Genomic DNA, 14,429 nt, shown 5'->3' on the forward strand with positions numbered 1-14,429 from the left:
ACTCAGATTTTAGCCCTCTCTTTTTCAATCTGATGCTCTCCCCACTGTCTTAAATGATCAATAAAAGGAATCAGCTCAGCACCGATATCCGTTAAAGAATATTCTACCTTGGGAGGAACTTCATGATAGATTTTTCTATGGACAAGCCCGTCGTCTTCCAGTTCGCGTACTGTCTGTGTAAGCATTTTGGGAGTGATATCTGACAGGGTTTTTCGCAATTCTCCATAACGCATCACCGGATTCATATGCAGGTACCATAAAATCCGGCCTTTATATTTTCCTCCGATCCGCTTAAAAGCATAATCAACCGGGCAGGAAGGTTCGTTCAAGAGCTTTTTTTTCATTTTAACACTTTTTTAATGTATTGATAATCAATAATAGTATAAATTAAGTATGTAGGATACAAAAAAGTACATACTTGCGACAAAGATACGTTGAGACTACATTTGCTTTATAATTTTAAATAAAAAAAAATGAAAGCTGTTATTATAAACGAAGCAGGAAGTATAGAAAAACTTCAATTCACAGAAATGGAGAAGCCAACAATTTCTAAAGATGAGGTTTTGGTAAAAGTAGTGTCCATAAGTATTAACCCTGTTGATGTGAAAGCAAGAGCTTATGAAGGAGTCTTAAGCTGGATCTTTGGGGATAAGAGACCTGTTATTTTGGGATGGGATATCTCAGGGGAAGTAGTGGAAGCCGGAAAAGATGTAACCCGGTTCAAAGCCGGTGATGAAGTATTCGGAATGGTGAACTTTTTTGGAAATGGACAGGCCTATGCAGAGTATGTAGCTGCTCCGGCCGCTCATCTTGCATTAAAACCGCAAAATATAACCCATCCGCAAGCCGCGGCGGCATCGATGGCTGCTTCTACAGCTTATCAGGCTCTGGTAGATGTCGCTAAAATAAAAAAAGGGAATAAAGTGCTGATCCATGCGGCTTCAGGAGGAGTCGGGCATTTTGCCGTTCAGATTGCGAAACATTTCGGAGCCTATGTCATAGGAGTGTCATCCGCTAAAAACAGAGACTTTGTACGGTCATTGGGAGCTGATGAACACATTGATTATACAGCAGAAAACTTTAGCGAAAAACTTCAGGATATAGATATTGTAATCGATACGATTCAGGGGCAGACCTTATTGGATTCTGTAGAAGTGGTCCGCCAGAACGGAATCATTATAACACTTCCGTCTCCGGAAATTCCAGCAGAGGTCACGGAAAAAGCGGAGCAAAGGAAAGTGAATATAGAGTTTATGATGGTTGCCTCGCAGGCGGTGACCATACATGCGATCGCAGATTTATTGAGCGAGGGGGTTTTACAATCTTCGATCTATAAAATGTTTTCATTCGAGGACATAAAAAAGGCACATTCAGAGGTTGAAACCAACCGTGTGGTGGGGAAAGTAGTGGTCAATATTTAAAAAAACAGGTCCGGAAAAATACTCCGGACCTGTTAAACAAGATTAAGTGTAAAATTTAGCCTTTAAGGTAAAAAGGATAATTCAAATGTGTACAGATTTTTATTGATTCTTAATTTATGTTTAGGGGAATTGACAATAAAGGGATTTTGTTTTTATAAGCCATTATGGCTGTTTTGCTTCTGTGGAAAAGAGATTCCAGTAGATTGTATTGGTGGGGAACCATCGTGAGAAGATCAATATGGGCCCGTTTGATTTCTTCTTCAATGGCTTTTATCACTTCAAAGGACTGGATCATTTTAAAGCTGTATTTGATATCATCCGGGTCATATCCGGAATTAAGATCGGCATCATGGATGACTTCCGTAAAATCTTCCAGGCGTTCATTCACATTGAAGACTTCAACTTCTGCATTGAATTCATGGATAAAAGAGTAGATATCATTCATCGCTGACCAGGTCATGTTTCGGTGGGCGTCATATGCAAAAAGAATCTTTCGGACCCCGGTATATTCTATGTGGGCCGGAATGATCAAGATCGGTTTTTTGATCCGGTGGATAGCCTTGATTACGGTATTTCCCAAAAGTCTTTGTTCAAGGGTCTTTTCTGCCATACCCATCACAATACAATCCCCGTTGTGGATCTGTATGCAGTTTTCCAGTTCTTCGATAAAATTTCCGGAAGCAAGATGATGCGCGGTTTCTACAGCATATAAAGAACTTATTTCAGAAGCTTTATCGGAGATCTTTTTTTGATTTTTAAGGGTTTGTTCATAAAAGAAATCAGCGGAAGCCTGCGCATGTAAGGCATGAATGGAGACCGTCTGCAAATTGAACAGAACCATTTTATAATTATTTTCTTTGGCCAGAGACGCTGCATAATGAGTGGCATTTTCTGCTTCCCGGGAGAAATCTGTGCTGACAATTATTGTTTTCATTGTACCCAAATTGATCCTGCAAAACTATAGAGGAAAGATCTCGTATACTATTAAAAACAGGGTGACATTGCATAAAACGACTCTGAAATGTATTTTTCAGGTGATGAAACGTTAGCCTTCATTTTAAGTCTCTTATTGAACACTTCAGGTCCCGTTTTGGCAGTCTCATTGAAAATAGAAAAGATTCTTGTAAAATGTATTTTTATCTTTACATGTACAAGTACAGCATATGAATAGGATTTCTAAGATTAGAAAAAACATCGTACGGAGTAAAAAAATCTTTTCTGCCATGAAAAGAAGGCTGATCATCTGGCTGATGGCGATCATTACTTTTTGCATTTTTTCCTATCTGATCAATCCGTTTGATCCTGCCTGGGAAGGCTATTTAGACACTCCATTGAAAATGATCATTGAAGATCTTTTGTGGGTTTTCTTTTTCTCGGTGATCATTTCAGAAGTCAGCCTATTTATAGACCGGATCCTGAATAAGCTGCTCCCCTGGAAAAACAGAACCGTAAAGCGGTTATTGATTCAGGGAGGGCTCCAGATTGTGGGAAGTATACTTATTGTGATCGTGATCAACTTCATTATTGAGAGTACTTCCGACAGCATACCCGATATGGATGCCCGAAAAGAATACACTTTACTGGGGCAGTGGGTAGCCACCAATATTGTAATATCCCTTATCATCAGTGCTTTTAATACCGTTGATTATCTGCTTGAAAACTGGAAAAAAACAGCGGAGGAGGCAGCCCAGCATAAACTGAGAGCTTCCAAGCATAAACAGGCCGCGATGGCCGCGGAACTTCAGGCCCTTAAATTGCAGATCGATCCCCATTTCATTTTTAATAACCTGAGCGTGCTGTCAGAGCTTATTCTCGAAGATCAGCAGCTGGGTTATGAATATTCAGAGAAGTTTGCCAGGGTATACAGGTATCTGCTTGTCAATTCAAAAAAAGATATCATTGTTCTGGAAGAAGAGCTGAGGTTTTTAGACTCCTATATTTTTTTAATAGAAAAGAGAATAGGCCAAGGGGTCATCTTTAAAATTGAGATTCAGGAAGAATACAGGGCGATGTATACCCTTCCGCTATCCGTTCAGCTGCTGGTTGAAAATGCGATTAAACATAACCAGACTTCAAAAGCCCACCCTCTGGAAATAGAGATTTATACCACTCCATCCGGAGAGCTGGTGGTGTCTAATACCGTTTTGCCTTTGATCAATAAGCCGGACTCTTCAGGAGTGGGGCTTACCAATATCAGTGCAAGATATGAGATTCTGGGATATACAAAACCGGTCATAGAAAAAACTGAAGATAAATTTATGGTAAAACTTCCCTTGATATGAAGATTAATAAAATTTTAATAATAGAAGATGAAAAGCCCAATGCTGACCGGCTGAAAAGGCTTTTGCTTAAGCTAAGACCCCATGTGGAAATAGCCGCTGTAGAAGATTCGATTATCTCATCAGTAAACTGGCTTGAAAACAATGCCGCTCCGGATATGATTATGATGGATGTACGTTTGGCAGACGGATTGAGTTTTGAGATATTTAACCAGTTTGACATAAGAAGTCCGGTGATTTTTACAACTGCTTATGATGAATATGCAGTGCAGGCATTTAAATACAACAGCATAGATTATCTCCTGAAACCTATTGAGGAAGAAGAGCTGGACCTTGCTTTGAGACGGTATGAGACCTTTATAGAAACAGTCCCTTTTATAGGAACGGCTATTGAGGGGTTAATTAATTATATGCAGCCTAAAGACTACAGAAAACGTTTTCTTATTCCTCACCGGGATGGCTATAAAACGGTTTTGGCTGAAGATATCCTGTATTTTTATACAGAACTGGGAATCAGTAAGGCCATGCTGAATACCGGGACTGTAGAAAACGTCCCTCAGACCCTTGAAGAACTTGAAAAACAGCTTGATCCCAAGTTTTTTTTCCGGGCCAACAGACAGTTTATTATTCATGTAGACTCCGTAAAGCAGATTCTTAACCATTTTAACGGTAAGCTTAAACTGGAACTGAGAAAGCACCCGGATATGGAAGTGATTGTAAGCCGGGAAAAGGCTTCCGTATTTAAATCCTGGATGGATTATTAGTTCCTTGATTATTATATTGTTATGAGGTTGCTTTTATGGTGAGGCAACCTTTTTTATGGGTCATTATTTTAGCGGTAATGTTCTGCTGCCATACAACGTTTCCGATGTAATGGAACCGGACGCATTTGAATGAAAGCCATATTTTGAGAATCAGGGTGAAATTACCTTTATATAAGTAAAATACGGGGCTTTCCTTTCATTTTTAGTATCATACGCTTCACCTGCGATTAATTACGTTTCACCAGATTTCTGAATGAATCTCCTTATTGTATGAGCTTATTTTGCCTCTGTAAAATTTAAAAACGAAGGTTATGAATTACAGAAAAGGATATCTGGTGCTTTCACTCACAGCCGCAGCAGTATTGTACTCATGCGGCTCAGGAAATGGGCAGGAGAATGCTCAGCAGGTACAGGCGCTCCCTACAGATTTTATCCAGGTAAAAACAGGGAATGAAGATATCTCTACCGGATATCCGGGAAGTATAGAAGGGCAGGATAATGTGGAGATTAAAGCCCAGGTGACAGGATACCTGGAGGCTGTATATGTGAAAGAAGGACAGTATGTGAGTAAAGGGCAGACATTGTTCAGAATTAATCCTGCGGTGTACAACGAACAGGTGAATACTAATGAAGCCGCCTTAAAAGCGGCATTGGCTGCTCAGGAAACAGCAAGGCTGGAGGTTGAAAAATTAAAACCTCTTGTAGAAGGGAAAGTCGTTTCCGATATGCAGCTGAAAACAGCTCAGGCCAGCTATAAATCAGCCTCAGCACAGGTGGCCCAGGCCCAGTCTTCGCTGGGGTCTTCAAAGATCAATGCCAATTTTACTTATATCAAAGCACCTGTGAGCGGATACATAGGAAGAATTCCGAACAGGGTGGGAAATCTTATCAGCCCTTCCGATGCGTTACCGCTTACCACTCTTTCTAATATAACAAGCGTGAATGTTTACTTCGCCATGAACGAAGCTGATTTTATAGGCCACAGCCGTGCCGCTGCATCAGGACAGGATCCGGAAAATGTGGAGCTTATTTTGGCAGACGGTTCTACCTATCCTTATAAAGGGAGACTGGAAAGTGCCAGCGGAAATTTTGACAGAAACACAGGAAGCATCCAGATGAAAGCTGTTTTCCAGAATCCTGATCGGCTATTGAGATCAGGAGGAACGGCAAGAGTAATGATTCATAATGCTCTGGATGGAGTGATTACCCTTCCCAAAACCTCTGTAAAAGATATTCAGGATAAATTCTTTGTGTATAAACTGGAAGGTAAGGATAAGGTGAAAATGACCCAGATTGAAATTTCAGGAGGAAACACCCAGGATTACTTTGTAAAAGAGGGCGTGAATGCAGGAGATAAAATAGCAGTCAACAGGATTGATGCCCTTACAGACGGGGCATCGGTTGTTGCTAAAGTGACTCCTTCGAAATAGTTATATAATTATTCTTAGAAAATTCGAAATGTTAAAAAAGATAATAGACCGTCCGGTACTGGCGACGGTAATCTCCCTTATTATTGTCATATTAGGGATCATAGGATTAAACCAGCTGGCGGTGACCAGATTTCCGGATATTTCCCCACCTACCATTACTGTTTCGGGTTCTTATCCGGGAGGAAACAGTGAAACGGTGATCCGTTCCGTAGTGACTCCTCTGGAAGAGCAGATCAATGGGGTGGAAGATATGCAGTACATGAAATCTACGGCAAGTAATGATGGTACATTTACGATTTCGGTCATATTTAAACAGGGAGTCAATGCGGATCAGGCGGCAGTAAACGTACAGAACAGGGTACAACAGGCCACGCCGATACTTCCTCAGGAAGTCATCAGAATGGGACTGACAACATCCAAGCAGCAAAATAGCATGGTGTTGATCTTTAATATTTATACCGATGACAACAAAAAATATGATGAAACGTTTCTGCAAAACTATGCCAATATCAATCTTATTCCGCAGGTCAAAAGGGTAAAGGGGGTAGGGCAGGCCCAGATCTTCGGGATCAAAGACTATTCCATGAGAATATGGCTTAACCCGCAGAAAATGTCTTCTTACGGGCTGGAACCTTCTGATATTTCCAGTGCTATTGCAGATCACAGTTTAGAATCTGCCCCCGGTAAATTAGGAGAAGAATCCGATGCGGCGCTTGAATATGTCATCCGGTATAAAGGGAAAAAGAATAAACCGGAGCAATATGAGAATATTATTGTTAAAAATGAAGGAACCCAGGTTGTCCGGCTTAAAGATGTAGCCCGCGTGGAATTCGGATCGATTTCCAACAGTGGAGATAATCTTTCCAATGGGAAAAATGCGGTTACCGTGGCAATCATGCAGACCACAGGCTCCAACGCCAATGAAATTGAGATAGGGGTCAATAAAGCAATTGATCAACTGTCAAAATCATTTCCTCCGGGAATAAAATACACGAAGGTAATGAGTACCAAAGAAAGGTTGGATGAAGCAACAGGGCAGGTAAAATCTACATTGATAGAAGCATTTATCCTTGTATTTATTGTCGTGTTTGTCTTTTTACAGGATTTCAGATCTACGGTCATTCCTGCTATTGCCGTTCCTGTAGCGATTATCGGTACTTTCTTTTTCCTTCTGGTATTAGGGTTTACCATCAATGTACTGACTCTTTTTGCTCTTGTACTGGCAATCGGTATTGTAGTAGACGACGCTATTGTCGTGGTGGAAGCCGTTCACAGTAATATGGAAGGGACTGATCTTTCAGGAAGGGATGCTACTCATAAAGCAATGAATGAAATTACGGGGGCTGTAATTTCGATTACGCTGGTGATGTCTGCAGTGTTTATTCCCATAGGCTTTATGTCCGGTTCTGCAGGGGTATTCTATAAGCAGTTTGCTTATACATTGGCAATTGCCATTATTATTTCAGCAGTGAATGCACTTACATTGACCCCGGCTTTATGTGCTGTATTTCTGAAAAACAGCCATGCAGGAGAAGGAGGAAAACCCAAAGGATTCGGACAAAGATTTGCTGTAGCATTTAATGCAGGATTCAACAATATGACAGACCGCTATGCAAAGGGGGTGAAGTTCTTAATAGGCCGCAAATGGATCGCAGCAGGATGGGTTGCCGGAATTATAGGGCTTTCAGCATGGCTCTTGTCCAGTACTCCTAAGAGTTTTGTCCCAATGGAAGATGATGGTTTCTTTATGTATTCATTAAGTATGCCTCCGGGAACCGGACTCACAAAAACAACCGAGGTTTCCAATAAGATGAATGCTCTTTTAAAAAGTATAGATGCCGTTCAGGAAAATACATCCATCACGGGATACAACCTCTTAAGCAATAGTGCAGGTCCTGCCTATGCCATGGGGTTTGTCAAATTAAAACCTAAAAAAGAAAGAGGAGCCGTTCAGGACATTGATGAGATCATGAACATCGTGAACGGAAAACTGGCGGTCATTAAAGAAGGAACCGTAATGAGCTTCAGAATGCCTCCGGTAGAAGGATATGGAGTGACCAATGATGCGGAGATTGTACTTCAGGACCGTATGGGCAGGGATCCACAGGTGCTGAAGGCTAAGGCAGATGATCTTATCGGGCAGCTGATGCAGACTCCGGAAGTAGCCTATGCCTATACCATGTTCAGGGCAGATTATCCTCAGTTAGAACTGGAAGTCAATGAAGATAAGGCAAAACAGCTGGGAGTGAGTATTTCTAATCTATTAGGAACGGTACAGACTTATTTCTCCGGGGATCAGTCTCAGAATTTCTCAAGATTTGGAAAGTTCTACAGAGTGAATATCAAAGCAGATGGGATCTTCAGAATGGACGAGCAGGCGTTTAATGATATTTTTGTGAAGAACAGCAAAGGTGAAATGGTTCCTGCAAGTACACTGATCACTTTGAAAAAAGTATATGGCCCGGAATCTGTAAACCGGTACAATCTTTATAACTCGCTGAACATTAATATAGTTCCAAAACCAGGGGTCAGTAACGGAGAACTGATGGGAAAAATAGAAAAAACATTAGAGAAACTGCCGTCTGATTATAGTTATGAATGGACCGGGTTGAGCCTGGAAGAAAAGTCAGCAGGAAGCCAAACGGCTGTCATCCTCGGATTGTGTTTACTTTTCGTATACCTGCTTCTTGCCGCTCAGTATGAAAGTTACATTCTTCCTTTAGCCGTAATGCTTTCTATTCCGACAGGAGTAGTAGGAGCATTCTTAGGAATAAAAGCGATTGGATTTGATAATAATATTTATGTTCAGGTAGGATTGATCATGCTTATTGGGCTCCTTGCCAAAAATGCAATCCTTATTGTGGAATTTGCCGTGCAGCGGAGAAAAGCAGGGCTGTCTATTCTGGATTCCGCATTGGAAGGCGCTAAAGCGAGGCTGCGCCCGATCATTATGACATCGCTAGCCTTCATTGTGGGGATGATTCCTCTGATGATTTCTACCGGAGGAATGGCTTCAGGGAACAAATCGATCAGTGTAAGTGCTGCGATAGGAATGTTGAGTGGAGTTGCTTTAGGGGTTTTTATAATTCCTGTGCTGTATATGTTCTTTCAGTATCTGGATGAAAAATTTTCATCCAAAAAGAAATACAGTACCATAGAAACCGCTATGATTCAAAAATGATACGGCAATATGAGAGTCATAAGCAGCTGACGATCAAAAGAATCAATAAAAAAATTCGGAAGAAAATCAATTGAAAAATGAGAATATTTAATATAAAAAGTTTTGTCGCTTCCGGTGCAGTGGTATTGCTGGTGGTGTCCTGTACCGTAGGAAAACCTTATACAAGGACGGACCTTCAGGTACCGGAGAGCTACAAAGAATCTGTACAGGTAACCGGTGATACGGTAGTCCTTCCTTGGAAGACCTTCTTCAAGGATCCAACATTAATAAGGCTGGTTGATAAAGCGCTGTCCAGAAATAACGAAATCAATATCGCATTAAAAAATATAGAACAGCTGGATCTTATTTACAAACAAGCCAAGCTGTCGCTGCTGCCCACCCTCGATTTCAATGCGGGAGCCAATAGAAGCTGGGCTTCTAAGAACAGTCTGAACGGATCCCTGAATGAGCAGTTTCTGGGAACTAAATACATCGATGATTTTACGGCAACCCTTCAGCTTTCATGGGAAGTGGATATCTGGGGAAAATCCAAAATGCAGAAAGAATCTGCCGCTGCGGAATATTTTGGACAGAAGGAAAACCTGTATGCTATAAAAAGCAGAATTGTCGTTCAGGTGGCACAGGCTTACTATAATTTAATCAGCCTCGATGAGCAGCTGAAGATTGCTGAACAGAATATTGAATTGAGCAACAGTACCCTTAAAATGATGGAGCTTCAGTTTAAAGCAGGGCAAATCAACTCATTAGCTGTTCAGCAGTCAGAAGCACAAAAGAAAACAGCAGAGTTGCTGATTCCTCTTGCCAAGCAGAATATTGCGGTCCAGGAAAATGCACTGAGTATTCTTTGCGGTGAATATCCCAATACCATTGAAAGAACGGGAAATCTTAAAACCATGATTCCTGAAAATAAACTGTCCGAAGGAGTTCCTGCCCAGTTGCTGAGCCGAAGACCGGATCTGAAGGCTGCAGAATTCAATGTGGTCAGCCTGAATTCAAAAACAGGGCTGGCAAAAGCAGCCATGTATCCGAGTATCAGTTTATCACCACAGATAGGAGTGAACTCCAATAAGTTGAATACATGGTTTGATATTCCGGGATCGGTTACGAAGACGATAGCCGCTAATCTGGCAGCCCCGATCTTTCAAAAAAAACAGCTGAAAACAGCGTATGAAACAGCCCTGATAGAACAGGAAAAAGCGGCGATCAACTTTAAGCAGTCAGTTATGACTGCTGTAGGTGAAGTCTCAGATGCAATGGCCCAATCTAAAGGTGCTTCCGAAAGACTGCAGCTTTTGGAGCAGAGAACAGCTATTTTAGATAAAGGAATCAATGATGCGCTTAAACTGTATAAAAGCGGAATGGCTACTTACCTTGAAGTGATCACGGCCCAGAATAATAAACTTCAGAATGACCTTGAGGCGATCAATGTTAGTCTTGAAAAATTAAATGCTGAGGTTGACCTGTACAGAGCATTAGGCGGAGGTATAGAATAGTATCATTAAAAGAGAAATGAAAAAGGAAGCAGGTCGCTTCCTTTTATTTTTATATATAACCGGACCATTATTCATTTTCTCGTTCACTAGGCTTAAATTTTTTATATTGTAAATCAGTTGTTTATGAAAATGTTTGTTCTTTTTTTCAAAATGAATGCAAGATTTTCAAAAAACAGGATTTATATACATGAGTACTCGAAAATAAGTAATGTTTAATGTAAAAAATAATGTAATGAAGAAATTTAAAGTACCCAGAATTTTTATGGCTGTTGCACTACTATTGGCCGGCCTCAGTTTATTTTCATGCCTTAATACGGACGGACCGGATATCCCGCCTGTAAAGCTGGAGGATCTTAAAGGAAATTATAAGGGCAGGCTTATTACGGTTCAAGGTGGAACCAGAACAGAGAAAACCATAGATTTTAAAGTGAAAACAGATACCATTGTGTTTGCAGAATTTCCGGTTAAAGAAATTGTGGCCTCTGTGGTTAAAGATCCGGTAAAGACAGAATTGGCAATTAAAGAAATGGGAAAAATAAAATATGATCTTAAATATGCAGCAATGGTTAATACCTATAATAATGTAGTGGAATTGATTTTTACCCCTAAAATTTTGGAGCTAAAAATTCCTGTAGATGGAGCCGTTAAAAATACTACAGTTCAGCTGGCTGCTAAACAGAAAGGATATTTTGTGGGCATGGATCAGTCATTAAGATTTGCTGTGGAAGCAGAAAAGATTACGGTAGATGGCGTAGTACTGAGTCCTTTTGAAACGATCAGTTATAATTTTCCATTTTGCGTAAAAGCTAAATAATAGATATAATCATAAAATGGATTGCATTTTGTAAGATGCAATCTATTTTTGCTTGGAATTTTAATCAATATTCAGTCAGGATACTGCAGCAGTACATGGAGGAAAATAAAGAACAGATTTTGGTAAAGCACCTTCTTTTGAAGGAAGAAACTGCCTGGAAAGAGCTTTTTGGGGCTTATTCCGGTAATCTGGCTTATATCTGTTCGCGCTACATGACTGAGAAAGAAGATGTACATGACGTACTCCAGAACAGCTTTATCAAAATGTTTCGTTCCATAGAATCTTTTGAATACAGGGGAAGCGGTTCCCTGAAGGCATGGATGACCCGGATTACAGTGAATGAATCTTTGAAGCACATTCAACAAAGAGCAGATTTTAAATCAACAGTTGAAGTTGATGATCTTCCTGATCTTCCCCATGAAGAGGAGCCGGATTTTGAAGAAATTCCGCAGGCGGTTATTATGAAAATGATCAGAGCTCTTCCTGACGGGTATAGAACGGTTTTTAATCTGTATGTATTTGAGAAAAAAAGTCATAAAGAGATTGCCCGGCTTTTAGGAATTGCAGAGAATTCTTCTGCCTCACAGTTTCATCGGGCAAAAGGACTGCTTGTTCAGAAAATAAAAGAGTTTACAATGTCAAAAAAAGCACAATATGAATAATGAGTGGTTAAATAGCCTGCGTAGCAGAATGGAAGACCATGAAGAAAATGTTCCGGAGGAATTGTGGGATGACATCAGAGACGAATTGTTCTCTGAAAAAGACCTGGATCATGTGATCCCGGCTATTGTTCCTGAAGAGCAGGAGATAACGGGAAAAGATACTGTAGGAAGAGGTTCCAGACGTTTGTTTTACCGTATTGGAGCAGCAGCAGCGGCGGCTGTACTGTTCTTTGTTATGATGAAGATTCTGCCTGATACAGAAAATGAGAAGATTTTTTCAAAGAAAAATGGTAAAGAAAGAAATAAGGTGAACCCGGCAGCAGAAAAATCAGTAATCCAGTCCAGTCACACTGTTGAAACCGGTTTTGCATCCGGGCTCTCTTTAACAGAGCCAACAACAAAATTTTTAAAAGATAAACATAGCAAGCTGTTATTGAATGAAGAAAGTAATGAAAAAAGCATCCAGCGTATTTTAGAGCTTAACAGAGCAGACCTGTTGTTTCATCAGAAACCGCTGGGTTTTCAGCAGTTGCCTTCCGCTAAAGAGCTGATAAGCCTTCCGGCTCAGGAGAAAGGAGCAGATGAGGTTCTTTCTGCACCAGAAAAGCAGCCGGAAAAATATGCTGACCACAGAAAATCTAAATCTGCAGAATCCTGGATGCTGAGCATGCTCACGGGCAATGCCTCCCCGAATGGGGCAGAACAGCAGTTTCCCGGTTATGCTTCTATGAGCGGTAAACCCATGAATATTGGGGAAGTATGGAGTACATCCACTTATGATGAGAATCCTTTAACACAAGTATTACTGGCCAACCAAAGCCAGCCGGTGGAAGCGAGGATCAGACATAAAGTTCCTGTAACGCTGGGATTATCCCTGTATTATAATTTAGGGAAAAGATGGGGAATAGGAACAGGGCTTAACTATACAAAACTGGCTTCAGAGCTGCACTCAGGAAGTGCTGCCAATTATATCAAAGGAGAGCAGACCATTCATTATGTGGGAATTCCTGTCCAGGTTAATTATAATGTAGTTCAGAAGGGCCGGTTTACAGGATATATAACAGGAGGAGGGCTGGTTGAAAAACCTGTTGCAGGAAACCTTACCACTTCCTATGTGGTGAACGATGAAGTGAAGGAAAGCTCAAGAGAGAAACTGGATACCCAATCGCTGCAGTTTTCAGTCAATACAGCTGTGGGGCTTCAGTTGAAAGTCATTGACCGGCTGGGGGTGTATGCAGAACCGGGAATTGGCTATCATTTCAAGGATAATAATTCTCTTAATACCGCCTATAAAGAGAAACCTTTACAATTTAATATGAAATTCGGGATCAGACTGCTGCTTGATTGAATGTGGACCACCTAAAACTAAATCAACCATAAATATTTAAATATGAAAGCAAAACTCATTTTTTTTACTTTTTTATTCTTCAGTATGCTGAATATCAAAGCGCAGTGTAATCCCACGATTACCAGCCCGAGACTTGGATTAAAATATCCGGATAAGATCTTATTCTGTGATACGGAAGATGAAATACTTTCTACACAGGCGTTCGGGAGCTATCAGTGGTATAAACAGCAGTGGACCTGGCAGACTCCCAATAACAATCCCTGGGAACTCATTCCGGGAGCAACATCACAGCAGCTAACGATTAATGGCAATGATCAGCTGTATTATTTTAAAGTAGCCGTGGCTTTGGGTGATTGTACTGCGGAAAGTCCAGCTATCATGGCAGACGGGTTTGTCTATGGCCTTCCTGCGATGATGTCTACCTATACACCGGGAACTTATGAACAGGTAGGCGGCGGAGAGGTCAATGTATGCAATGGAGCTTCCGTACAATTTGATGATATATTCCCTTTGGTATATGGAACTCATACCTGGCTAAAATGTGTTCCGGCCACCAACCCTCCGTCAGCGGGTGATCCTTGTATAATTCCCGGTGCCTCCGGAGATTCTTATATCGCAACAGAATCAGGTGAATATGGCTTTTATGCCTGTACGGAATATTGTCCGGACCAGTGTCATCTGTTAGCTCCGTTTGCATTTGTTAAACTGAATTTCGGGAACTGGGATTTCTGTGAAAATTTAGGAACAGGAGAAGCAAAACTTAAAGATAACAATCTGAAAATATATCCCAATCCTACAGCACAGTTCCTTTACATCGGGAGAGAGTCTGATAAGGTCTATAAAGAAGTTTCCATCATCGATATGTCCGGAAAACTTGTTTTGCAGAAAAGTGACCATCAATATAACCAGGCGATCGATATAAGCAGGCTGGTTCCGGGGAATTACATTATTATTTCCAAAGGTTCAGATGGAAGTGTTTACAGAAATAAAATGATAAAGAAATAAACGATTAAATAATTAATCTTTTTGTTAGTTTT

General features: G+C 40.7%; 12 protein-coding genes. 10 read left to right on the plus strand and 2 right to left on the minus strand.

Annotation, left to right across the window (positions count from 1 at the left end):
• Positions 1–2 precede the first annotated feature (2 nt).
• The gene (locus MUW56_RS10855; RefSeq protein ID WP_292013210.1) at positions 3–344 is read right to left on the minus strand and encodes a helix-turn-helix domain-containing protein; all 342 of its coding nucleotides are present in this window, start codon (positions 342–344) and stop codon (positions 3–5) included.
• 129 nt (positions 345–473) lie between these two features.
• Here MUW56_RS10855 and MUW56_RS10860 point away from each other — a divergent pair, with 129 nt between their 5' ends.
• Entirely contained in the window at positions 474–1,421 is a 948-nt protein-coding gene (locus MUW56_RS10860) for an NADP-dependent oxidoreductase (RefSeq protein WP_292013211.1), read from the plus strand.
• A gap of 109 nt (positions 1,422–1,530) precedes the next feature.
• Here MUW56_RS10860 and MUW56_RS10865 read toward each other — a convergent pair whose 3' ends face one another.
• On the minus strand, positions 1,531–2,355 hold the full coding sequence (locus MUW56_RS10865) for a universal stress protein (protein WP_292013212.1): 825 nt from the start codon (positions 2,353–2,355) through the stop codon (positions 1,531–1,533).
• 289 nt (positions 2,356–2,644) lie between these two features.
• On the opposite strand from MUW56_RS10865, the gene MUW56_RS10870 reads away from it, so the two are divergent.
• The 9 genes from MUW56_RS10870 (at position 2,645) to MUW56_RS10910 (ending at position 14,397) form a co-directional block, all read left to right on the plus strand.
• Positions 2,645–3,703 carry a sensor histidine kinase gene (locus tag MUW56_RS10870; RefSeq protein ID WP_292013213.1) on the plus strand — a complete coding sequence of 353 codons (1,059 nt, stop codon included), beginning with the start codon at positions 2,645–2,647 and terminating at the stop codon, positions 3,701–3,703.
• Positions 3,700–4,464, plus strand: a complete 765-nt coding sequence (locus MUW56_RS10875; protein WP_292013214.1) for a LytTR family DNA-binding domain-containing protein — start codon at positions 3,700–3,702, stop codon at positions 4,462–4,464. The genes MUW56_RS10870 and MUW56_RS10875 overlap by 4 nt, the downstream gene beginning before the upstream one ends.
• 311 nt (positions 4,465–4,775) lie before the next feature.
• Positions 4,776–5,894 (plus strand): efflux RND transporter periplasmic adaptor subunit, encoded by a 1,119-nt coding sequence (locus MUW56_RS10880; protein WP_292013215.1) that lies wholly within the window; start codon positions 4,776–4,778, stop codon positions 5,892–5,894.
• Between the two features lie 28 nt (positions 5,895–5,922).
• Positions 5,923–9,075 (plus strand): efflux RND transporter permease subunit, encoded by a 3,153-nt coding sequence (locus MUW56_RS10885; protein WP_292013216.1) that lies wholly within the window; start codon positions 5,923–5,925, stop codon positions 9,073–9,075.
• A 77-nt stretch (positions 9,076–9,152) separates the two neighbouring features.
• Entirely contained in the window at positions 9,153–10,568 is a 1,416-nt protein-coding gene (locus MUW56_RS10890; RefSeq protein ID WP_292013217.1) for an efflux transporter outer membrane subunit, read from the plus strand.
• Positions 10,569–10,800: 232 nt separating this feature from the next.
• Positions 10,801–11,382: a DUF4840 domain-containing protein gene (locus MUW56_RS10895; RefSeq protein ID WP_292013218.1), complete on the plus strand. Its 582-nt coding sequence runs from the start codon at positions 10,801–10,803 to the stop codon at positions 11,380–11,382.
• Between the two features lie 95 nt (positions 11,383–11,477).
• Positions 11,478–12,044 carry a sigma-70 family RNA polymerase sigma factor gene (locus MUW56_RS10900; RefSeq protein WP_292013219.1) on the plus strand — a complete coding sequence of 189 codons (567 nt, stop codon included), beginning with the start codon at positions 11,478–11,480 and terminating at the stop codon, positions 12,042–12,044.
• On the plus strand, positions 12,037–13,392 hold the full coding sequence (locus tag MUW56_RS10905) for an outer membrane beta-barrel protein (protein WP_292013220.1): 1,356 nt from the start codon (positions 12,037–12,039) through the stop codon (positions 13,390–13,392). Before MUW56_RS10900 ends, MUW56_RS10905 begins: the two co-directional genes overlap by 8 nt.
• Positions 13,393–13,434: 42 nt before the next feature.
• On the plus strand, positions 13,435–14,397 hold the full coding sequence (locus MUW56_RS10910; RefSeq protein ID WP_292013221.1) for a T9SS type A sorting domain-containing protein: 963 nt from the start codon (positions 13,435–13,437) through the stop codon (positions 14,395–14,397).
• Positions 14,398–14,429 lie beyond the last annotated feature (32 nt).

Source organism: Chryseobacterium sp., assembly GCF_022869225.1.
Lineage (GTDB): Bacteria > Bacteroidota > Bacteroidia > Flavobacteriales > Weeksellaceae > Chryseobacterium.

Coding starts and splice junctions, on each gene's coding strand:
- MUW56_RS10855 (WP_292013210.1), bottom strand. CDS start 344: ATGAAAAAAAAGCTCTTGAACGAACCTTCCTGCCCGGTTGATTATGCT.
- MUW56_RS10860 (WP_292013211.1), top strand. CDS start 474: ATGAAAGCTGTTATTATAAACGAAGCAGGAAGTATAGAAAAACTTCAA.
- MUW56_RS10865 (WP_292013212.1), bottom strand. CDS start 2,355: ATGAAAACAATAATTGTCAGCACAGATTTCTCCCGGGAAGCAGAAAAT.
- MUW56_RS10870 (WP_292013213.1), top strand. CDS start 2,645: ATGAAAAGAAGGCTGATCATCTGGCTGATGGCGATCATTACTTTTTGC.
- MUW56_RS10875 (WP_292013214.1), top strand. CDS start 3,700: ATGAAGATTAATAAAATTTTAATAATAGAAGATGAAAAGCCCAATGCT.
- MUW56_RS10880 (WP_292013215.1), top strand. CDS start 4,776: ATGAATTACAGAAAAGGATATCTGGTGCTTTCACTCACAGCCGCAGCA.
- MUW56_RS10885 (WP_292013216.1), top strand. CDS start 5,923: ATGTTAAAAAAGATAATAGACCGTCCGGTACTGGCGACGGTAATCTCC.
- MUW56_RS10890 (WP_292013217.1), top strand. CDS start 9,153: ATGAGAATATTTAATATAAAAAGTTTTGTCGCTTCCGGTGCAGTGGTA.
- MUW56_RS10895 (WP_292013218.1), top strand. CDS start 10,801: ATGAAGAAATTTAAAGTACCCAGAATTTTTATGGCTGTTGCACTACTA.
- MUW56_RS10900 (WP_292013219.1), top strand. CDS start 11,478: ATGGAGGAAAATAAAGAACAGATTTTGGTAAAGCACCTTCTTTTGAAG.
- MUW56_RS10905 (WP_292013220.1), top strand. CDS start 12,037: ATGAATAATGAGTGGTTAAATAGCCTGCGTAGCAGAATGGAAGACCAT.
- MUW56_RS10910 (WP_292013221.1), top strand. CDS start 13,435: ATGAAAGCAAAACTCATTTTTTTTACTTTTTTATTCTTCAGTATGCTG.